Source organism: Nocardioides panacisoli (genome assembly GCF_039537325.1).
GTDB classification, from domain to species: Bacteria; Actinomycetota; Actinomycetes; order Propionibacteriales; family Nocardioidaceae; genus Nocardioides; species Nocardioides panacisoli.
On sequence record NZ_BAABAH010000003.1, the window covers coordinates 299,782 to 318,893 of the forward strand.

At 71.9% G+C, this 19,112-nt stretch carries 24 protein-coding genes, 1 other RNA gene and 1 pseudogene; 5 read left to right on the forward strand and 21 right to left on the reverse strand.

Annotated features, from left to right (window positions below; all coding sequences use genetic code 11):
- Positions 1–95 precede the first annotated feature (95 nt).
- On the reverse strand, positions 96–941 hold the full coding sequence (locus tag ABD709_RS06730; RefSeq protein WP_344773590.1) for a sulfotransferase: 846 nt from the start codon (positions 939–941) through the stop codon (positions 96–98).
- A 39-nt stretch (positions 942–980) separates the two neighbouring features.
- Here ABD709_RS06730 and ABD709_RS06735 point away from each other — a divergent pair, with 39 nt between their 5' ends.
- Positions 981–1,994 (forward strand): glycosyltransferase family 2 protein, encoded by a 1,014-nt coding sequence (locus ABD709_RS06735; protein ID WP_344773592.1) that lies wholly within the window; start codon positions 981–983, stop codon positions 1,992–1,994.
- Position 1,995: 1 nt separating this feature from the next.
- Here ABD709_RS06735 and ABD709_RS06740 read toward each other — a convergent pair whose 3' ends face one another.
- From ABD709_RS06740 to ABD709_RS06750, 3 genes are read right to left on the reverse strand one after another with little or no spacing between them, the layout of a single operon-like run.
- Entirely contained in the window at positions 1,996–2,310 is a 315-nt protein-coding gene (locus tag ABD709_RS06740) for a hypothetical protein (protein ID WP_344773594.1), read from the reverse strand.
- The gene (locus tag ABD709_RS06745; RefSeq protein WP_344773596.1) at positions 2,311–2,478 is read right to left on the reverse strand and encodes a hypothetical protein; all 168 of its coding nucleotides are present in this window, start codon (positions 2,476–2,478) and stop codon (positions 2,311–2,313) included.
- A gap of 25 nt (positions 2,479–2,503) precedes the next feature.
- Positions 2,504–2,911 carry a tetratricopeptide repeat protein gene (locus ABD709_RS06750; RefSeq protein WP_344773598.1) on the reverse strand — a complete coding sequence of 136 codons (408 nt, stop codon included), beginning with the start codon at positions 2,909–2,911 and terminating at the stop codon, positions 2,504–2,506.
- Positions 2,912–2,933: 22 nt separating this feature from the next.
- Between ABD709_RS06750 and rnpB the strand changes: the two genes are divergently transcribed.
- The 4 genes from rnpB to ABD709_RS06770 all read left to right on the forward strand — a co-directional run bounded on the left by rnpB (position 2,934) and on the right by ABD709_RS06770 (position 4,483).
- An RNA gene (gene rnpB, locus ABD709_RS06755) (RNase P RNA component class A) lies at positions 2,934–3,303 on the forward strand.
- Between the two features lie 120 nt (positions 3,304–3,423).
- Positions 3,424–3,813 carry a winged helix-turn-helix domain-containing protein gene (locus ABD709_RS06760; protein WP_344773600.1) on the forward strand — a complete coding sequence of 130 codons (390 nt, stop codon included), beginning with the start codon at positions 3,424–3,426 and terminating at the stop codon, positions 3,811–3,813.
- Between the two features lie 128 nt (positions 3,814–3,941).
- Positions 3,942–4,097: a DUF6131 family protein gene (locus ABD709_RS06765; RefSeq protein ID WP_344773602.1), complete on the forward strand. Its 156-nt coding sequence runs from the start codon at positions 3,942–3,944 to the stop codon at positions 4,095–4,097.
- Between the two features lie 50 nt (positions 4,098–4,147).
- Complete coding sequence (locus ABD709_RS06770; protein ID WP_344773604.1) at positions 4,148–4,483, forward strand: hypothetical protein; 336 nt, start codon at positions 4,148–4,150, stop codon at positions 4,481–4,483.
- A 30-nt stretch (positions 4,484–4,513) separates the two neighbouring features.
- Here the strand turns inward: ABD709_RS06770 and ABD709_RS06775 are convergent, their stop codons facing one another.
- The 17 genes and pseudogenes from ABD709_RS06775 to ftsW all read right to left on the reverse strand — a co-directional run bounded on the left by ABD709_RS06775 (position 4,514) and on the right by ftsW (position 19,027).
- Positions 4,514–5,413, reverse strand: a complete 900-nt coding sequence (locus tag ABD709_RS06775) for an AIM24 family protein (RefSeq protein ID WP_344773606.1) — start codon at positions 5,411–5,413, stop codon at positions 4,514–4,516.
- The gene (locus ABD709_RS06780) at positions 5,413–6,210 is read right to left on the reverse strand and encodes an AIM24 family protein (protein WP_344773608.1); all 798 of its coding nucleotides are present in this window, start codon (positions 6,208–6,210) and stop codon (positions 5,413–5,415) included. Before ABD709_RS06780 ends, ABD709_RS06775 begins: the two co-directional genes overlap by 1 nt.
- A 41-nt stretch (positions 6,211–6,251) precedes the next feature.
- Entirely contained in the window at positions 6,252–6,797 is a 546-nt protein-coding gene (locus ABD709_RS06785) for a 2'-5' RNA ligase family protein (RefSeq protein ID WP_344773610.1), read from the reverse strand.
- On the reverse strand, positions 6,794–7,246 hold the full coding sequence (locus ABD709_RS06790; protein ID WP_344773612.1) for a GNAT family N-acetyltransferase: 453 nt from the start codon (positions 7,244–7,246) through the stop codon (positions 6,794–6,796). Before ABD709_RS06790 ends, ABD709_RS06785 begins: the two co-directional genes overlap by 4 nt.
- The gene (locus ABD709_RS06795; RefSeq protein WP_344773614.1) at positions 7,233–8,165 is read right to left on the reverse strand and encodes an RluA family pseudouridine synthase; all 933 of its coding nucleotides are present in this window, start codon (positions 8,163–8,165) and stop codon (positions 7,233–7,235) included. The genes ABD709_RS06790 and ABD709_RS06795 overlap by 14 nt, the downstream gene beginning before the upstream one ends.
- Positions 8,162–8,740, reverse strand: coding sequence for a signal peptidase II (lspA, locus tag ABD709_RS06800; protein WP_344773616.1), 579 nt, complete (start codon positions 8,738–8,740; stop codon positions 8,162–8,164). Before lspA ends, ABD709_RS06795 begins: the two co-directional genes overlap by 4 nt.
- Positions 8,713–9,702: a TraR/DksA family transcriptional regulator gene (locus ABD709_RS06805; protein WP_344773618.1), complete on the reverse strand. Its 990-nt coding sequence runs from the start codon at positions 9,700–9,702 to the stop codon at positions 8,713–8,715. The genes lspA and ABD709_RS06805 overlap by 28 nt, the downstream gene beginning before the upstream one ends.
- 164 nt (positions 9,703–9,866) lie before the next feature.
- Complete coding sequence (locus ABD709_RS06810; RefSeq protein ID WP_344773620.1) at positions 9,867–10,658, reverse strand: DivIVA domain-containing protein; 792 nt, start codon at positions 10,656–10,658, stop codon at positions 9,867–9,869.
- Between the two features lie 141 nt (positions 10,659–10,799).
- Positions 10,800–11,090, reverse strand: a complete 291-nt coding sequence (locus ABD709_RS06815) for a YggT family protein (RefSeq protein WP_344773622.1) — start codon at positions 11,088–11,090, stop codon at positions 10,800–10,802.
- A gap of 61 nt (positions 11,091–11,151) precedes the next feature.
- Positions 11,152–11,649 (reverse strand): cell division protein SepF, encoded by a 498-nt coding sequence (locus ABD709_RS06820; RefSeq protein ID WP_344773624.1) that lies wholly within the window; start codon positions 11,647–11,649, stop codon positions 11,152–11,154.
- Positions 11,650–11,709: 60 nt separating this feature from the next.
- Positions 11,710–12,414 carry a YggS family pyridoxal phosphate-dependent enzyme gene (locus tag ABD709_RS06825; RefSeq protein WP_344773626.1) on the reverse strand — a complete coding sequence of 235 codons (705 nt, stop codon included), beginning with the start codon at positions 12,412–12,414 and terminating at the stop codon, positions 11,710–11,712.
- Positions 12,411–13,136, reverse strand: coding sequence for a peptidoglycan editing factor PgeF (gene pgeF / locus ABD709_RS06830; RefSeq protein WP_344773875.1), 726 nt, complete (start codon positions 13,134–13,136; stop codon positions 12,411–12,413). Before pgeF ends, ABD709_RS06825 begins: the two co-directional genes overlap by 4 nt.
- A gap of 256 nt (positions 13,137–13,392) precedes the next feature.
- Positions 13,393–14,338, reverse strand: a pseudogene (gene ftsZ, locus ABD709_RS06835) (cell division protein FtsZ); the annotation flags it as partial.
- A 233-nt stretch (positions 14,339–14,571) separates the two neighbouring features.
- Complete coding sequence (locus ABD709_RS06840) at positions 14,572–15,300, reverse strand: cell division protein FtsQ/DivIB (RefSeq protein ID WP_344773630.1); 729 nt, start codon at positions 15,298–15,300, stop codon at positions 14,572–14,574.
- Complete coding sequence (murC, locus tag ABD709_RS06845; protein WP_344773632.1) at positions 15,293–16,714, reverse strand: UDP-N-acetylmuramate--L-alanine ligase; 1,422 nt, start codon at positions 16,712–16,714, stop codon at positions 15,293–15,295. The genes ABD709_RS06840 and murC overlap by 8 nt, the downstream gene beginning before the upstream one ends.
- On the reverse strand, positions 16,711–17,805 hold the full coding sequence (murG, locus tag ABD709_RS06850) for an undecaprenyldiphospho-muramoylpentapeptide beta-N-acetylglucosaminyltransferase (protein WP_344773634.1): 1,095 nt from the start codon (positions 17,803–17,805) through the stop codon (positions 16,711–16,713). Before murG ends, murC begins: the two co-directional genes overlap by 4 nt.
- A 49-nt stretch (positions 17,806–17,854) precedes the next feature.
- Positions 17,855–19,027, reverse strand: a complete 1,173-nt coding sequence (ftsW, locus tag ABD709_RS06855; protein WP_344773636.1) for a putative lipid II flippase FtsW — start codon at positions 19,025–19,027, stop codon at positions 17,855–17,857.
- Positions 19,028–19,112 lie beyond the last annotated feature (85 nt).

Consider the following 19,112-nt stretch of genomic DNA (forward strand, 5'->3'; position numbering starts at 1 on the left):
AGCTGCTCGAGGGCGCCATCGGGTCAGAACGTGGGCGCCCCTTGCCTGGCCTGCGGGGGCGGCGGCGCATCCGCCTCCGCCGGCCGGGCGAGCAGCTAGGCCTCGGCGTCCGGCTTCCGCTGGAACGAGTGCTCGCGCCCGAGGACCTCGCGCACCCGGTCGACGTCGAACGGCTCGTCGAGCCACTCGTAGAGCCCGGCGAGGACCGACGGGTCGGCCGTGTAGTCGTCGTAGTGGATCCGGTACGCCGCGCCGCCGAGCTCGTCGCAGAGCGCCAGCAGGTCGGCCTCGATCCGCTCGAGCCGGCCGCGCGAGTCCGGGTCGTCGCCCCACCAGGCACTCTGGGCGACGTCGTCGAGGTCCCGCGTGTTGAAGAGGAACCGGGCGCCCGGGAAGACCCGCTGGAGCCACTGCACGTAGTGCGCCGTGTCCGGCTCGTCCCAGTGCACCTCCTTGAACCCCACCACGCGGGTGGCCTCGTCGGGCCCCAGGAGGACGTCGAGCGCGATCCTGCGGAACAACGGGTGCGGCGGGACGCGCGGGTAGGCCTCGGCTCCGTAGAACGGCTGGGTGACCGGTTGCTCGTCGTGCTCGGGGTGGCTCTTCAGCCAGCCCCGGCCGCGGCGCTGCAGCTTCATCCCCGCGCGGTGGAACTCGTAGAGGTGCCGGAGGATCTGCGCGTTCTCGCCGCGGATGACATAGCCGGGGATCGAGTTGAGCAGGCCCTGCACGAGCGTCGAGCCGGACCGTCCGTAGGTGACGACGAACAGGTAGCCGACGTCGTCGCGCGGTCGGCTCTCGCGCAACCGGTCGCGCGTACGTCGCAGCCGCCGCCTCAGGTCCCGGACCTCGGCGCGCGTCTGCTCGAGCTCCTGACGCAGCTCGGCGACCTCGTCCCCTTCGCCGCCGAGGTCTGGTCGACGACGGGACGGCTTGGGCACCCGCGCATCGTAGGGCACGCCAGTACCTAGGCTGGGCGCATGATCGTCACGGTCACGACAGCGCGCGACAGGCTGCCCAACGTCCAGCGTTTCGTCCGCGGCAACCTCGCCGGAGGCGTCGACCACATGGTCGTCGTGCTGGAGGACCCCGCGCCCGACGTCGTGGACTGGCTCGGCGCGCAGCCGGAGGTGACCGCGTTCGTGGCGGACGCCACCTGGTGGCAGGGGCCACGACCCGAGCGCCTGAACATGCGGCAGTGGATCAACGCGAACCGCGTGCGCAACGCCCTCGCCGACGTGGTGCGGGTCGACTGGTTCTTCCACCTCGACGGCGACGAGGTCGCCCAGATCGACCGTGACGTGCTGGACGGCGTACCTCAGCGGCACGGGGTGGTCCGGCTCGGCGTGCTGGAGGCCGTCAGCCGGCCGTCGTGGCCCGGCGACCCGACGTGGTTCAAGCGCGACCTCACCGACGGCGAGCTGGCCCTGCTCGTGCAGCTCGGCGTGCTGGACGAGCCCCGGAACAAGGCGTACTTCCGGGGCCACCGGTTCGGGAAGATCGGCATGCGGCCCGACACGGCGGGCTGGATCGGCCTGCACAACGCGGTCGACGACGACCTCGAGCCGCTGCCGCACAAGAGGTTCGACGGCCTGGAGCTGCTGCACTACGAGTCCTGGTCGCTGGAGGACTTCGAGCGGAAGTGGTCGAACCTCGCCACGGCGGGCTCCCGCCCGCCGAACTTCCAGGACGACCGCGGCTCGATCTACGAGGCGTTCGCCCAGCTCGCCTCGATGGACCTGCCGGCCGAGGTGCGCGAGCGGACCGTCCGGCGGATCTACGAGCGGACCTGCGAGGACCCGTTCGAGACGCTGCGCGACCTCGGGCTGCTGGTCGAGGTGGACCCGGCCGCCGGGAAGCACGAGCCGTCGCCGCTCTCCCCCGCCCAGCAGGACCAGCTGCGCGCGGCTGTCGAGGGGCCGCGGGGCAGCTGGCGGTCCTACCCGATCCTGCGCAACCTCGACGACGAGGAGCGGGCCACCCTCGGACTGTGAGTCAGGGGCTCCAGCCCAGGAACGCGCCGCCCGCGACGAGCACGCAGAACCACAGCACGATCGAGAGCGCCCCGACGACCGGCACCCAGGTCGGCCGGCGCACGAACCAGGACAGGCACAGCACGAGCAGGGCCGCCCACACGACGAGCAGTGCGGCCACCGCCCACCACGGCGCGACCAGCCCGCTGGCGGCGTACAGGAAGAACGAGCAGGCCATCAGGACCATGCCGAGGAACGACCAGGGCGAGAGCCGCTCGCCGGTGGCAGGGTCGACGACCGACGGCTTGATGCGCCGGCGCCGCGAGATCAGCGCCAACTAGTCGTTCCAGTTCGGGTCGTTGTCCCAGTCCTCGTTGCGCTCCTTGACCTTCTCCAGCGCGTGCGCGGCCTCCTCCTCGGTGTCGTAGGGACCGAGCCGGTCCTTGTAGGCACACCCCTCGGGACCTTCCACCGCGTGATGGTTGAGGCAGAACCAGTAGGCCATGGGACGAACCTACCGCTGCGATCGCTCAGTGGCCCTCGACCAGCCGCTCGACACGGAGCACGTCGACCTCGTGCTCGACGTCGCCGCTCATCGCGGCCGCGAGCCGGAGGTGCGGGAGCGCCTCGCGGTGCCGGGACTGTCGCTCGAGCGCCCGCCCGAGCGTGTGCCGCGCCCAGGTGTCGGACGGGTCTTCCTCGACCAGCCGGGTCAGCTCGTCGGTCGCCTTCTGCAGCTGCACCCGTATGTAGAACGCCCAGGCCCGCAGGCTGCGGAGCCCACGGTTGTCCGGGTCCGCCTCGAGCGCGGGCTCGATGACCTCCAGCGCCTCCTTCGGCGCGCGGCGGCTCAGCAGGTCGTAGGCGGTGCGGTAGGCGGACTCCGGCCGGCTCCCCGCACCCGGGAACACGATCGGCGGCGGCCGCAACTCGTCCATCACCGCTACGCTACCTTCCGGACGGGCCGGCCGGGCGACCGCGTGACGCCGTACCGAGAGGTGCGGGGTCCCGAGGAAAGTCCGGGCTCCACAGAGCAGGGTGGTGGGTAACACCCACCCGAGGTGACTCGCGGGAAAGTGCCACAGAAATCAGACCGCCCCTCCTCGGAGGGGTAAGGGTGAAACGGTGAGGTAAGAGCTCACCAGCGCCCCGGGTGACCGGGACGGCTCGGCAAACCCCACCCGGAGCAAGGCCAGACAGCACACGATGGTCTCGACCGAGAGGGCTGCTCGCCCGAGTGTGCGGGTAGGCCGCTGGAGGCTGTCGGCAACGGCAGCCGTAGATGGATGGTCGCCGATCACAGAACCCGGCTTACAGGCCGGCCCGTCCCCCCATCTTGCGAGGTCCAGACCAATCCGACCGGTCGAGTGCCACGAACACGGATCGCTGTGGTCTGCCACTTGGGTGGCTCTCGGGACTGCGCAGCACGCGCAGCAGGGAAGAGGTCGGGATGGATGGCGTGGACCCGTTCGACGGGCACGTGTGGACGCTCGCCTCGGGCGGCGACGGGATCCTCGAGGTGAACGCGGTGCGGTTCGATCCCGCGACGTGCCGGGTGTGGGTCGACCTGGAGGAGCGTCCGCGGCTGCCGCCGAAGCAAGCGCGGATGCTGGGCTACCTCATGGCGAACGCGGGACGCGTGGTCTCGCGCGAGGAGCTCATGCTGAGGGTCTGGCGCCACCGGACGTGGACGTCGACGAAGACGGTCGACGTCCACGTCCAGTGGCTGCGCCGCAGCCTCGGGGACACGGCCGAGCCCCGGCGCTTCTTGACGACGGTGTGGGGACGCGGCTACCGGTTCGAGCTCGGCACGGCACCGACCACCGCCACGGCACCCTGACGGAGCTGGAGCAGGAAGCCCGGCGATCCGTGGTCCCTGACAACAGGGGATTGCGGGCGATTCGGGCGGGTACCGAGATCGGTGCGCGGCACACCCCGGCCGCGCACGACGAATGGAGGCGAACCCTCGTGATCATCCTCGGTGTGATTCTTCTGGTCCTCGGCGCGATCTTCAACGTGCCGATCCTGTGGACCCTCGGCATCATCGCCGTCATCATCGGCGCCGTGCTGTGGATCGCCGGCTCGATGGGCCACTCGGTCGGCCCACGCGCGCACTACTGGTAGGACCGCGAAACCCGGTTGCCGCGACCGGCCGCGCCTGCGAGCCTCACGGCATGTCGTCCAGCGCGGTTGACCCCCCGTACGTCGACCGCTTCCTCGCGACTGCCGAGGCGGTGGCGCAGGAGCGACCGGAGGTCGACCTCGACATGGCGCGCGAGGTCTTCCTCGAGGCGGCGACGCTGCTGCACAACGGCCTCGTCCTCGACGGCCTCGACGACCACGACGCCGAGGCCGTCGTGGCCGGGCTGTGCGCCGACCTCGTCGCCGCCGATCCGGGCGCGGCGATCCGCGCGCGGTCCCAGGCGGCTCTGGAGCTGCCCGGAGCCCTGCACGAGCCCGCCGCCGTCTCGGCGGCGTACCTCATCGCGGTGGCGACCTTCCAGCTCTGAGCCCGGAGGGAGAACCGGGCGGTCAGCCACTCACCACTGCTGGTGGGTGTACTGACCGCCCGTGATCCGCTCCCCCTCGAGCTCGTTCTCGAAGACCGAGTGCACGGCGACCCGACCCGGGCCGACCAGGCGCAGGAACATGGTCCGCAGCTGCCAGTTGCGCCGCCACGTCGACCAGCCGGTCGTGCGCGGCGACTCGACGTGCAGCCCCATCCACACCGACAGGTCCTTGTAGAGCAGGGATCTCGGCTGGACGTGGATCGTCTCCCCGGGCGCGAGGTCCCGGATGAAGGTGTTGCCGGGCGCGTGCAGCAGCAGCAGGCCCGGGCCGCCCTGGGCCGAGAAGACGTCGTCGTAGGTCCCGACGGGGTGGTGCGTCTCGCGGTCGTCACCGCTGCCGGTCTGGTACCAGAGGCCCGTCCGCACGAAGGTGTAGTCGATGTTCCCGGTCGCTGCGAGGAACCGGTGCTCGCGCACCCAGATCGCACCCCCCATCGGGAGCGGGACCGCGATCACCTCGCCCGCGTGGTTGTCCGACACCCCGACCCGGCCCGGTCCGGCCGCGTCGAGCATGTAGGACGGCATGCCCGACAGGAACCGCTTCCAGCCGCTCGCGTTCGGGTGGTTCGTGATCCGGACGTCGGTCTCGGACCACAGCAGAGCGTGGTGGGAGAAGTAGACGGAATCGCCCTCCGCGAGCTTGAAGTCGGCGACGGGTACGACGTCGCCCTCCACCTGCACGTAGCTGCGACCGAACTGGATCCGCGTCATGTCCGCGATCGGTGGCTGCTCGACCCACCCGGACTCGCTGACGACGTGCCGGAGGTCGACCCGCGCACCACAGTGCGGGCACGCCGCGTGCCCGTCGCCGAGCTCGGACCGCAGCCTGCAGTAGCGGCACGTGTACTCGACGCCGGTACCGGCCGTCATCAGTCGCTCCCGTGGTGGTGGTACATCGACTGGATGCCGAGCCGACCCGGCCCGACGAACTCGGCGACGTAGAGGCCCCTGCTGAACATGCCGGTCTTCACGTCCAGCTGGACCGTGTTCATCTGCACCGAGGCGTCCTTGTAGAGGAAGCCTCCGGGCTCCACCTGGATCCGCTCCCCCGGCTGGAGGTAGCGCTCGAAGACGTTGCCGTTGCCGTGCAGCATCACGACGCCCGGCTCGGCGCCGGTGATGAACCTGTCGATGTACATGCCGTTCCCGCCGTGCAGCAGGTTGGTCAAGCCCTTGATCCGGATGAAGGAGTAGGACGTCGTGTGGCTCGCGACCACGAACGCGTGCTCGCGGACGTCGATCTCGACGCCCGCGGCGAGCGGCAGCACGACCAGCTCGCCCGGCGCCTCGCGCGAGAACGCGATCCGCCCGGGCCCGTAGGCCACCGTGACCACGTGCGGCATGCCGGCCAGGCTCCGCCGCGCGCCTCCCGGCACGTTGTAGGCCACGAGCGGCGTGTGCGCGTCCTTCCAGAGCATCACGTGGTGCTCGAAGTACACCGAGTCGCCCTGCGCGAGGTTGACCTCGGCGACGGGCACGATGGTGCCCTCGACCTGCACCGACGACGACGAGAACCGGAACTGCGCCATGTCCCGCATCCGGGGCGCCTCGCGCCAGCCGGAGTCGCTGACCAGGTTCGCGACGTCCAGGGGCGCCCCGCACGTGGGGCACGTGGACGTGCCGGGCTGGGACTGGACGCGGCACCACTCACACTCGACGAGCTCCACGCGCCGGACGCTAGTCCCGTCGTGCCCGAAAAGTCGGCGCTTCAGCAGACTCTCAGGTTGGCGCCGGCGAGGCTCCACTGCTCCCGCACGTGGCAGTTGCCCGTCTCGTACCAGTGGAGCTCGATCCGGTCCGCCCTGCAGGCCGCCGGGAGGACGGCGGCGAGGGCGCTGCGGGTGCTCTCCAGCGTCACGCCGGGGCCGATCCGGTCCAGCGTCAGGTGCGGCTCCACGTCGGCGAGCTGACCCGCGTAGGGCGGGCACTGCGGAAAGGCCTCCCACAGCTGTGCGGTCAGCCGCGCGAAGGGCTCTGCGGGCTCCGGCCGCAGGTGCACGATGCCGTCGGGGAAGGCGGCCACCTCCGCCAGCTCGAACTCGAAGGCAGGCGACCGGGCGGCCACCGCGGCGACCAGGGACAGGTCGTCGTACGTCGGAGCGGGGAGGTAGGGCGCCAGCAGCGTGATGTGGGCATGGGTGAACGCGCTGTCGGCCGAGACGAGCGCGGGGTCGTAGTGCTCCCACCGGGACCGGACGAACGGCTCCAGCTCCGGCACCGGGACGAGCAGCACGGAGTGCCCGCCGCCGCTCATCGGGGCGACCACTCCATCCGCAGGTCCGGCTCGCGCTCCTCGTTCTCCGAGCCGTCGGTGTGCTCGCGCTCGACCAGCCCGTGCGCGCGGTAGAAGGCGCGCGCCGGCTCGTTGACCTCGAACACCCACAGCGAGAACCCGCTCGGACGCAGGGACTTCACCAGGTCGAGCAGGGCCGCGCCGACGCCGGCGCGCTGCGCCGTCGGCGCGACGTACAGGTCGTCGAGCCAGGTCTCGGTGAACCGGGCGTAGCCGGCGACGGCGCCCTCGATCTCGGCCACCCACACCTCGTCCGCGGCGATCCGGCCGCCGAGGAACCTGCGCACGTCGTCCGGCGGGTGGATGCCGGGCGGCATCGGCGACGCCGCGCGGGCGGTGAGGTGCACGTCGGCGATCGCGGCCGCGTCGTCGGCGGTCGCGCGGCGCAGCAGCAGGTCAGTCGCTGTCACGGATGACGTCGAGGGCGTGCTGGAGGTCGTCGGGGTACGTCGACTCGTACTCGACGTACTCGCCGCTGTCCGGGTGCTCGAACCCGAGGCGCACCGCGTGCAGCCACTGGCGGGTGAGCCCGAGCCGCTTCGCGAGCACGGGGTCGGCGCCGTAGGTGAGGTCGCCGCAGCACGGGTGCTTGAGCGCCGCCATGTGCACCCGGATCTGGTGGGTCCGCCCCGTCTCGAGGTGCACCTCGAGCAGGCTCGCGAACCGGTGCGCCTCGAGGGTCTCGTAGTGCGTCACGCTGGCCCGGCCGCCGTCCATGACCGCGAACTTGTAGTCGGCGCCGGGGTGCCGGCCGATCGGCGCGTCCACGGTGCCGGTCAGCGGGTCGGGGTGGCCCTGGACCAGCGCGTGGTAGACCTTGTCGACGGTGCGCTGCCGGAAGGCGTTCTTGAGCACCGAGTAGGCGTGCTCGGACTTGCAGATCACCATCACGCCCGAGGTCCCGACGTCGAGGCGCTGCACGATGCCCTCCCGTTCCTTGGCACCGGAGGTGGAGATCCGGAACCCGGCGCCCGCGAGGTGGCCGACCACGGTCGGGCCACGCCATCCCGGCGAGGGGTGCACGGCGACACCGACGGGTTTGTCGATCACCACGATCGAGTCGTCGTCGTGGATGATCTTGATGCCCTCGACGATCTCGGGCACGACCTCGAGCGGGTTCGCCTGCTGCGGGATCTCGACCTCGAGCACGGCGCCCGGCAGCACCCGCTCGCTCTTCGCGACCGGCGTGCCGTCGAGCAGCACGCGCCCGTCGGCGATCAGCTCGGCCGCCCGGGTGCGGGAGACGCCGAACAGCTGCGCCATGGCGACGTCGATGCGCTCGCCGTCGAGCCCGTCGGGCACCCGCAGGCTGCGGTGGTCGACGCTCATGAGTCGTCCTCGTCGGAGGACGGGGACGACACCGCCCGCGAGCCGTCGAGGCGGATGCCGCGGAAGATCTGCACCAGGACGAGAAGGGCGCCCACGTTGATGCACATGTCGGCGACGTTGAAGATCGGCCAGTGCGGCAGCATCAGGAAGTCGACCACCTCGCCCCGGAACGGCCCCGGGTCCCGGATCATCCGGTCGGTCAGGTTGCCGTCGATGCCGGCGAGGATCAGGCCGAGACCGACCGCCCAGACGCGGTCGCGCAGCCCGCGGCTGAACCACAGCAGCACCAGGGACGCCACCATCGCCAGGAACGCGAGAGCGACCGTGAAGTCGGTGCCGAGGCTGAACGCCGCGCCCGGGTTGTGCGTCAGCCGCAGCTGGAGCAGGTCGCCGACGACCTGCACGTCGTCGCGGGCGTGCAGGTGCGTGACCGCCAGCCGCTTCGCCACCTGATCGGCGGCGTAGGCCACGACGGCCACGGCCGCGAAGAGCAGCCAGGTGCCACGCCGGGCGAGAAACGGACGGGACTCGCCGCTGTCGGGGGTCTCTACCGACGTTCCTCGCGCTGCTTGCATGTCATGCACAGTGTGGCACGCGGAAACGCCATCAACCGCATCTTGCCGATGGGGTTGCCGCACGACTCGCAGACGCCGTAGGTGCCGTCGTCGATCCGCGCCAGCGCGCGGTCGATCTGGGCCAGCTTCTCGCGCTCGTGGTTGAGCACGGTGAGCTCGTGGTCACGCTCGAACGAGGTGGCACCGATGTCCGCCTGGTCCTGTCCGGCCCCGTCCCCGGCGTCGCGCAGCAGGCCGGAGAGGTCCTCCTCCTGCTCGGCGACGATCGCCGCGCTGTGGTCGCGCTGCTCGTGCAGCTCGGCGAGCACCTCGGCGAGCTCGGCCTTGGACCACTTCTCCTCGCCCTCGCGTACGACGAGCTGGCCGGGCGCGGCCTTCTTCGGCGCTGCCTTCTTGGCCGGTGCCTTGGTCGCGGGCGCCTTCGTGGCGGGCGCGGCCTTCTTGGCCGGAGCCTTCGCGACCGGCGCCGTCTTCGCGGGCGCCTTCTTCGCCGGCGTGGCCGCCTTCTTGGCGGGCGGTGTCGCCTTCTTCGCCGGCGAGGCCTTCTTCGCCGGGGAGACCTTCTTCGCGGGAGCGGCCTTCGGCGCGGCCGGCGCCGCCTTCTTCGCCGAAGCCTTCTTGGCGGCTGCCTTCTTCGCCGGCGCGGTCTTCACCGGCGCCTTCTTGGCGGCGGGAGCGGTCTTCTTGGCAGGCGCCTTCTTGGCAGGCGCCTTCTTGGCAGGCGCCTTCTTGGCAGGCGCCTTCTTGGCGGGCGCCTTCTTGGCGGCGGCCTTCACGGCCGGCGCTGCCTTCTTCGCGACGGCCTTCTTCGCCGCAGGAGCGGCCTTCTTGGCGGTCGTCGCCGCCTTCTCAGCGGTCTTCTTCGCGGGCTTGCCGTTGTCCGACGCGGTCGCCTTGCCCTTGGGGCGGATGATCCGCTTGGCAGCCGCCGTCAGCGACTTCTTCGTACTCGTGCGCGCCACGGTCGGAGCCTCCTCCAGGAGCCGGCGTCTGTCGCGGGGTCGCAACAGGCTGCACGGACCATAGCCGGTGAGGCCGAGGTCACCAAGTGCGGCACGCTGCAGGAGCACGACGACGGCCGGGCGGCTTGCGCGGACCGGCCGTCGAAGTGTTCAAGCAGTGCGGCTCAGTGCTCTTCCTCGCCGAGGATGGAGCGCAGCCGCTTCGGGGCCGGCGCCTCCTCGGAGGGAGCGATGGTGTCGCCCGGCGTCTGCAGCGCCTCGAGCTGCTGGGTGAAGTAGCTCTTGAGGCGCGACCGGTACTCGCGCTCGAACGAGCGCAGGTTCTCGACCTCGATGTTGAGCTTGTCGCGCTCCTTCTCCAGGTCGCCGAACAGCTGGGTGCGACGCTCGGCCGTCTCGGAGTCGAGCATCTCGGCGCGGGTGCGGGCATCGGACTCGAGCCGGTCGGCCTTGCCCTTGGCCTCGTTCTCCAGGCGCTCGGCCTTGGTGCGGGCCTCGCCGACGATCTTGTCGGCCTCGTTCTTGGCGTCCTCGACCAGCTCGTCCGCGTTGCGGGTCGCGATCTCGAGGAGGCGGGCCGCGGCGTTGGAGGCCTCGGGGACCGTCTCGACCCGGATCGTCTCTACACCGCCGGAGGGGCTGCCGCCCACCGGGGCGGCGGCGGGCTCCGGAGTCGGGGCGGGGGTCGGGGTCACCGGCGTGGGGGCCGGCTGGGCGACCGGGGTCGGCTCCGGGATGGGCGTCGCCTGGGTCGGCGGCGCCTCGTAGCTGTCGAAGCCCTTGCCGGACTGCGCCGCGGCCAGCTTGGCGCGCAGCTCGTCGTTCTCCTGGGTCAGCCGGGCAAGCTCGGCCTCGACCTCGTCGAGGAACTGGTCGACCTCGCCCATGTCGTAGCCCTCGCGCAACCGGACGGGGGTAAAGCGCTTGTTGCTCACGTCCTCGGGCGTCAGCGGCATGACCTCACCTATCTTCGATCAAGGAGACACTGTCTCGCGGAACTGTAGCGCCTGCCTGCGCATCAGCGGGATTCACCAGTCACTTCCGAACACACGGCTCCCGTGCGCCGCCAGTGGTCGCCCGGCGGGTCCTCCCGTCGTTCAGAGCAGGAACGAGCGGTTGAGCGCGAGCAACACGTAGGCGAGGATCATCACGATAAGGAAGCTGACGTCCAACGCGAAGTTGCCGAGCCGGATCGGCTTGATCACGCGGCGCAGCGCCTTGATCGGCGGGTCGGTCACCGAGTAGACGATCTCCAGCACGACCAGCAGCACGCCCCGCGGCTCCCAGGACCGGGCGAAGACCTGGATCCAGTCCACGATGAACCGCACCCACAGCAGCACGATGAACGCGTACAGCAGGTACTCGAAGACCGTCCCGACCACATGCACGCGCACAACCTATCCATCGGCACCCAGCGCGTGGCCGTGAGGGCAGTCGCCGACGGACGCCTCAACTCTGGTTGAAGAAACCTGCGTCCGCGATGCGCTGCTTGTCCTCGGCGGCGACGCTGACGTTCGGCGGCGAGAGCAGGAACACCTTGTTGGTGACCCGCTCGATGCTGCCGCGGGTGGCGAAGATCAGCCCGGCGGCGAAGTCGACCAGCCGCTTGGCGTCGGCGTCGTCCATCTCGGAGAGGTTCATGATGACCGGGGTGCCCTCGCGATACTCCTCGCCGATCGCGCGCGCCTCGTTGTAGGTGCGCGGGGTCAGCGTGGTGATCCGGGACAGCTCAGCGACCATCGGCGCGGACTGCACGGGGGCCGGGCGGCGTCGCTCGTTGAGGTCGGCGACCGGGGCGGGGCGTCCGGGCCGGGCCGCGCGCTCCTGACGGACGGGGGCGTGGTCCCGCGTGGGGCGTTCCTCGACCAGCTCGTCGTCGTACTCGTCGTAGCCGGTGTCCTCGAGCAGGCCGAGGTACTCACCGATCCTGCGCATCGCGCCGCTCATGACACTTGCCTCCACTGATCCGTCTGCACCCCTGCGGGGCGACTGGTGGTGATTGGGACATTACTGGACACGGGGCCTCGATCCGAGGACCGCCGTGCCGACGCGCACGTGTGTCGCGCCGACTGCGATCGCCTGCTCGAGATCGCCGCTCATCCCGGCCGACAGCCACGTCGCGTCGGGGTGGTCGGACAGGAAATCGGCACGAAGACCGGCCAGTCGCTCGAAGGCCCCGGCGGGGTCCTCGCCCAGCGGCGCGACGGCCATCAGCCCGCGGAGCCGCAGGTGCTCGGCGGCCGCCACGGTGTCGGCCAGGGCCGCGAGGTCGGCGGGCGCTGCCCCGGCCCGGTGCTCGGTGCCCGGCGGGTCGAGGCTCACCTGCAGGAGCACGTCGACCGCGCGTGCGTCCGGCCGTTCGCCCGCTCCCCGGTCGAGCGGCCGGACCAGCTTGACGCGGTCGACGGAGTGCACGACGCCGGCGTAGCCCGCGACCGCGGCCGCCTTGTTGCTCTGCAGCCCGCCCACGAAGTGCCAGGTCAGCGGCAGGTCGGCGCACTCCTCAGCCTTGGCGGCCGCCTCCTGGTGGCGGTTCTCCCCCACGTCCGTCACGCCGAGGTCGGCGAGGATCCGGACGTCCGAGGCCGGGAAGTACTTCGTGATCACGACGAGGGTGACGTCGTCGGCGCCGCGGCCGGCCTCCGCGCACGCGGACGCGATCCGGTCGCGCACCTCGCCCAGGCCGCGGGCCACGTCGTCGGCGCGGCTCACGACGACCCCCGGTCCGGCGCGAGGCGGACGACGCCCGCCTGCCGGCCCGCGCCGTCGCGGTCGCGACGGAAGGAGTAGAGATCGGCCGACTCGAGCGTGCACCGCGCGAGGTCGACGACGGTGACGCCCTCGCGCTCGAGCTGGGCCCGGACGCCCGCGCCGAGGTCGACGGCGGGCGTGCCCCACGACGTGGTCGAACGCGCCGCCGACTCGACCGCGGCGACCTCGTCCCGCATCTGCGCGGGCACCTCGTAGCAGCGGCCGCAGATGTGCGGCCCGACCCACGCGGTGACGTCCTCGGCGCCGAGCTTCCGCATCCGCGCGACGGTCGCCGGGACCACGCCCCGCACCAGCCCCAACCGCCCCGCGTGGGCCGCGCCGATGATGCCGTGCTCGGCGTCACCCAGCAGGACCGGCACGCAGTCGGCGGCACGGACCATCAGCACCACGCCCGGCCCGGAGGCGACGATGCCGTCGCACTCGGGGCGGGTGCCCGGCTCCGCGTCCGCGACGTCGGCACCGTGCACCTGGTAGAGGTCGGCGAGCCGGTCGCCGGGCGCGAAGTCCGCCAGCAGGATCCGGTGGTTCTCGGCCTTCGCGGCCTCGTCGTCCCCACCGGCGACGCTGAGGTTCAGCTCGTCGTACGGCGCAGCGCTGACCCCGCCGAGCCGGTCGGTGAAGGCCAGCTCGACGGGGCCGAGGGTGGTGCGGAAGGCGTACAGGGCGCCTACTTCAGGAAGTCGGGGACGTCCAGCTCGTCGTCCTCGAACTGCATCGGCTGCTGGGTGTGCGCGCCGACCGGCACGCTGGGGCGCTCGGGCTCCGGGGCCTGCTCGGGCGCCGACTGCTCCGACTGCTCGGCCGGCCGGACCCGCGTGGGCTCCTCGCGGCGGGCCACGACGTCGGCGTTGCGCGTCTGCTCCTGAGACCCACGCTGGTCGCGGCGGAGGCCCATGCCCTGCTCGGCCTTCTTCGGGGCGCCTCCGTCGAAGCCGGCCGCGATCACCGTGACCCGGACCTCGTCGCCGAGCGCGTCGTCGATGATCGTGCCGAAGATGATGTTGGCCTCGGGGTGGACCGCGTCGGCCACCATCGCGGCGGCTTCGTTGATCTCGAAGATGCCGAGGTCGGACCCGCCGGCGATCGAGAGCAGCACACCGTGGGCGCCGTCGATCGACGCCTCCAGCAGCGGGCTGCTCACGGCCATCTCCGCGGCGGACACCGCGCGGTCCTCGCCGCGGGCCGAGCCGATCCCCATCAGCGCCGACCCGGCGTTGCTCATCACGGCCTTGACGTCGGCGAAGTCGACGTTGATCAGGCCAGGGGTGGTGATCAGGTCGGTGATGCCGGAGACGCCCTGGAGCAGGACCTGGTCGGCCTGGCGGAACGCGTCCATCACCGACACGTTGCGGTCGGAGATCTGGAGCAGGCGGTCGTTCGGGATGACGATCAGGGTGTCGACCTCGTCGCGCAGGCGGGCGATGCCCTCCTCCGCGGAGCCGGCCCGGCGGCGCCCCTCGAACTGGAACGGCCGGGTGACGACGCCGATGGTCAGCGCGCCGAGCGAGCGGGCGATCCGCGCCACGACCGGCGCACCACCGGTGCCGGTGCCGCCACCCTCGCCGGCGGTCACGAAGACCATGTCGGCGCCCTTCATGACCTCCTCGATCTCCTCGGCGTGGTCCTCAGCGGCCCTGGCGCCCACGTCGGGGTTCGCGCCGGCCCCGAGGCCCCGGGTCAGCTCCCGCCCGATGTCGAGCTTCACGTCGGCGTCGCTCATCAGCAGCGCCTGCGCGTCGGTGTTGATCGCGATGAACTCGACGCCCTTGAGCCCGACCTCGATCATCCGGTTGACGGCGTTGACCCCACCACCGCCGATGCCGACGACCTTGATGATGGCCAGGTAGTTCTGTGCAGCTGCCACGGCGGCTTCACCTCTCGTTGCGGTCCGGCAAGTGTGGTGGGGAAGAAGTCCCGACTCGGTCTGACTGACCCTGGTCTAAACTCTGACCCTCAGGCTGAGGGTTATAGTTATGTCAACCTCGTCGTGGTGAAGACAGTAGGGAGGCGGCCCGGGCATTTCGTGCCGACACGCCGCGGCGCGGCGTCCCGGGCTGGCCGGGTTGGGCAGCCCGTCCACGTACGACCGCCGCGCGGTCAGTGTGTCGTCGGCATGCCCGGGACGCTGACGTCGTAGACCTGGGCCTTGCGGTCCAGCAGCGCGAGCAGCACCTGGGCCTTCTCGTCGGACTGGTCGGCACTCCCCCACTTGACCTGCCGCCCGTCGTGGAGCACCAGCAGGATCTCGTCGACGGTGTCGACCTGGACGTGGTCGACCAGGCTGGAGATGTCGTCGGGCAGGGCGGCGACCACGTGGGCCGCCTCCTCGAGTGCGGAGGGCTCGGCAGCGGCGCCGGTCTCGACGAGCGGGAGCCCCGCGGGCGGATGGGCCAGCCGGTTGAAGGTGACGCCCTCCTCGTCCAGGTCGACGTACCCGTCGCCGCGAGCGACCACCGCGACCGGCGTCCGCTCCACGACGTCGATCCGCACGTCGTGCGGCCACTTGCGGGAGACGTCGACGGACTTCACCGCGGGCAGGGCCCGGACGCGTACGGCGATCGCGTCCAGGTCGACCTTGGCCAGCGCGCCGCCCTCCGGGACGTCGGCGGTCCGGATGATCTCCGCGTCGGAGACCTGCGAGTTGCCGGTCACGTCGACGCCCTGGACCTGCAGCCACGGCGAGAAGTAGACGGAGTAGACGGCGAAGCCGATCAGCAGGACGACCACCACGACCACGACGATGTAGCGCCAGGTCAGCCAGCGCCGCGCCCACTGGCGGCGGGCGAACCGCTTGCGGGTGCGCGCCTGCGCCGATCGGTCAGCCATCGCCGCGCTCCTCCAGACGAGCGACCAGCTCGGGGGCCAGGGCGGTCACGTCGCCCGCGCCGAGGGTGAGCACCACGTCGCCGGGCCGCACGATGTCGAGCAGCACCCCGAGCGCGTCGGACCGCTGCGGGACGTAGTGGACCCGCTCCTGCGGCAGCGGTACGGCATCCGCGACCAGCGCGCCGCTGACCTCGGGATCCGACTCCTCGCGGGCGACGTACACGTCGAGCACGACGACCTCGTCGGCGGCGCCGAGCGCCTTGCCCATCTCGGGCGCGAAGATCCGGGTACGCGACACCAGGTGCGGCTGGAAGCAGACGACGACCCGCGCGTCGCCGGCCAGCGAGCGAGCGGCCTCGATGTCGCCGCTGATCTCGGTCGGGTGGTGCGCGTAGGAGTCGTAGACCCGGACTCCCCCGGCCCCGCCCTTGGGCTCCATCCGCCGGCCGGTGCCGACGAACTCCGCGAGCCCTGCCGCGAGGCCGGCGAAGGCCTGGCCGAGCTCGAGCCCGGCGGCGAGCGCCGCGAGCGCGTCGATGACGTAGTGGCGCCCGGGGATCCGCAGCGCGACCTCGCCGATCAGGTCGCCGTCGCGCTCGACCGCGAACGTCGTCCCGCCGTCGGCGGCGCGCAGGTCGACGGCGCGCAGGTCGCCGGGCCGGTCGACGCCGACGGTCACCACCCGGTGTCCTCGCGCCCGTTGCCGCTCCGCGAGCGCCGCACCACCGGGGTCGTCCACGCCGCAGACGAGGAAGCCGTCCGGGTCGACGCCGTCGGCGAACTGCTCGAACGCCGCGACATAGGCCTGGGGGGTGCCCCAGATGTCGAGGTGGTCGGCCTCGACGTTGAGCACGATCGCGCCGTGGGTGTCGTAGACCAGGAAGGCGCCGTCGCTCTCGTCCGCCTCGGCGACGAAGACGCCGCCCTCGCCCAGGTCGGCGTTGCGGCCGGTGCCGGTGAGGACCCCGCCGACGGCGTAGGACGGGTCCGCGCCGGCGTGCAGGAGCGCCATCGTGAGCAGCGAGGTCGTGGTGGTCTTGCCGTGGGTGCCGGCGACCGAGAGCACCCGATGGCCCGCCATCGCGGCCTTCAGCCCGGCCGAGCGCGGCAGCAGCGTGAGCCCTCGCCGCCGCGCCTCGAGCACCTCGGGGTTGTCCTCCCGGGCGGCCGTGGTCACGACCACGGTGTCCGCGTCGCCGACGTGGGCGGCGTCGTAGCCGAGGTGGCAGGTCACGCCGAGCTCACGCAGCTGCGCGAGGAACGGGGTGTCGTTGTCGTCGCTGCCGGTGACCGGCACGCCGCGCCGCGCCATGATCCGCGCGATCCCGGAGAGGCCGGCCCCGCCGATGCCGACGAAGTGCACCCGGCCGAGCTCCTCGGCCGGCGGGATCCGCTCCGGGACCGGAAGTCTCATCGGCGACCTGCGTCGAGGATCATCCGGGCCAGCCGCTCGTCGGCGTCGCGCGGGACCAGGTGCGCGGCGGCGGCGCCCATCCGGGCGAGCTTGGCCGCGTCGCGCGCCAGCGGCGGGACGTGGTCGGCGACGTAGGCCTTGTCGAACGCCGCATCCTCGACGAGCAGCGCGCCGCCGGCGTCGACGACCGGCTTGGCGTTCAGCGCCTGCTCACCGTTCCCGATCGGCAGCGGGACGAAGATCGCGGGCACCCCGCTCGCCGCCGCCTCGACGACGCTGGACGCGCCCGCGCGGCAGACCATCAGGTCCGCGGCGGCCAGGGCGTAGTCCATCCGCTCGATGAACGGCACCACGACGTACGGCGCCGACGCGCCCCCGCGGTCCGGCTCGGCCCACTCCGGATCCTCGGTGCCGCGCTTCCCTATGGCGTGCAACACCTGGACGCCGGTGCCCGAGAGGGTGGCGGCGGCGCCGGCGACGGCGCGGTTCAGCCGCCAGGCGCCCTGGGAGCCGCCGGTCACGACGAGGGTGGGCAGGGCGGGGTCGAGCCCGAAGAACTGGCGCGCCTCGGCACCGAGGGCGGCACGGTCCAGGGTGGAGATCATCCGCCGGAGCGGCAGGCCGACGTACTCCGCCTTCTTCAGCGGGGTGTCCGGGAAGCTGACCGCGACCCGGTCGGCGAGCCGGGCGCCGATCTTGTTGGCGATGCCCGGCAGGGCGTTCTGCTCGTGCACGACGAGCGGGATCCTGCGCCGCCGCGCGGCGAAGTAGGCGGGGAGCGACACGTAGCCGCCGTAGCCGACGATCACGTCGGGCCGCACCCGGTCGACGACGGCGAGCGCCGCCTTGACCGCGCCGCGGAGCCGCGCCGGCACGGCCACGAGGTCCTTGGACGGCTTGCGCGGGAGAGGCACCGGCGGGATCAGCTCGAGGGGATAGCCCGCTGCCGGGACGACGGTGTTCTCGAGGCCGCGCGGCGTGCCGAGGCAGGTGATCTCGGAGCCCGGGTCGATGCGCCGGAGGGCGTCCGCGGTCGCGAGCAGGGGCGAGGTGTGACCCGCCGTGCCCCCGCCGGCCAACAAGATCCGCATCCCCCGTGCCCTCCGCCTCTGCTCCGATCCGACCGTCCGTGGCGGGACGTTACCGGCGGGCGGCCAGACCCTTCGTGCGGGCCCGGCGGCGCTGGGCGAGGGCACGCTTGGCGGCGGGCTCGCGGCGCGCGAAGCCGATGACGAGGCCCAGCGCGCTGAGCGTCGGCAGCAGGCTGGACCCGCCGTAGGACACCAGCGGCAGCGGGATCCCGATGACGGGCAGCAGCGCCAGCACCATGCCGACGTTGATGATCATCTGGCCAAGCAGCCACACGGCGATCCCGAAGCTCGTGTAGCGGACGAACGGGTCCTTGGTCTGCCGGGCGACCCGCAGGATCGCGTAGGCGAGCACGAGGAACAGGCCGACGACGAGCAGCGTCCCGGCGAGCCCGAGCTCCTCGCCGAGCACGGCGAAGATGAAGTCGGTGTGCGCCTCGGGCAGCGAGCCCCACTTCTGCTGGCTGGCGCCGATGCCCTCGCCGAAGATCCCGCCGCTCGCCATCGCGTAGAGACCGTGCGCGGGCTGCCACCCGGTGCCGTGGTAGTCCTTGAACGGATCGACGAAGTTGGTGATCCGGGCGAGCCGCTCGGTGTCGATCGCGGCCATGCCGATCGCCAGCACGCTGACCATGCTGAGCGCGAGCACGAAGAGCCGGGTGGGCGCCCCGACCACCCAGAGCATCCCGACCAGGAGCGCGAAGAACACCAGCGCGGTGCCGAGGTCGCGGCCGACGACCACCAGGACGGTCGCGAGCAGCATCCCGGGCACCACCGGCACGAGCATCTCGTGCAGCGACCCGAGCCGCCGCTCCTTGTTGGCGTAGATGTGCGCGGCCCAGAGGATCAGGGAGAGCTTGGCGATCTCCGACGGCTGGATCTGGACGGGTCCGAGGGCGAGCCAGTTCTGGTTGCCGTTGACCGAGACGCCGATGACCGCCGTGAGGGCGAGCAGGAGCAGCGAGACCGAGAACGCCGGATAGGCCAGCCGCCGGACCCAGCGGTCGGCCACCCGGGAGGCGATGAACGCGCAGGGCACGCCGATGAGCACCCAGAGCAGCTGCCGCTTGACGATCGAGTAGGAGTCGCCGGTCTGCTCGAAGGCCTGCACGCTCGAGGCGCTCAGCACCATGATCAGCCCGATCGTCAGCAGCAGCGCGACCGAGCCGAGGAGCAGGTAGTAGGTCGTCAGCGGCCGGTCGAGGGCGTCCTGGAGGGCTTGCACCCATCCGGGCCGCCGAGCCGTCGCCACCTTCGCGACAGGTCGACGGACGGGGAGCCGGAACCGGGTCCGTTCGGGGCTCGCGGTG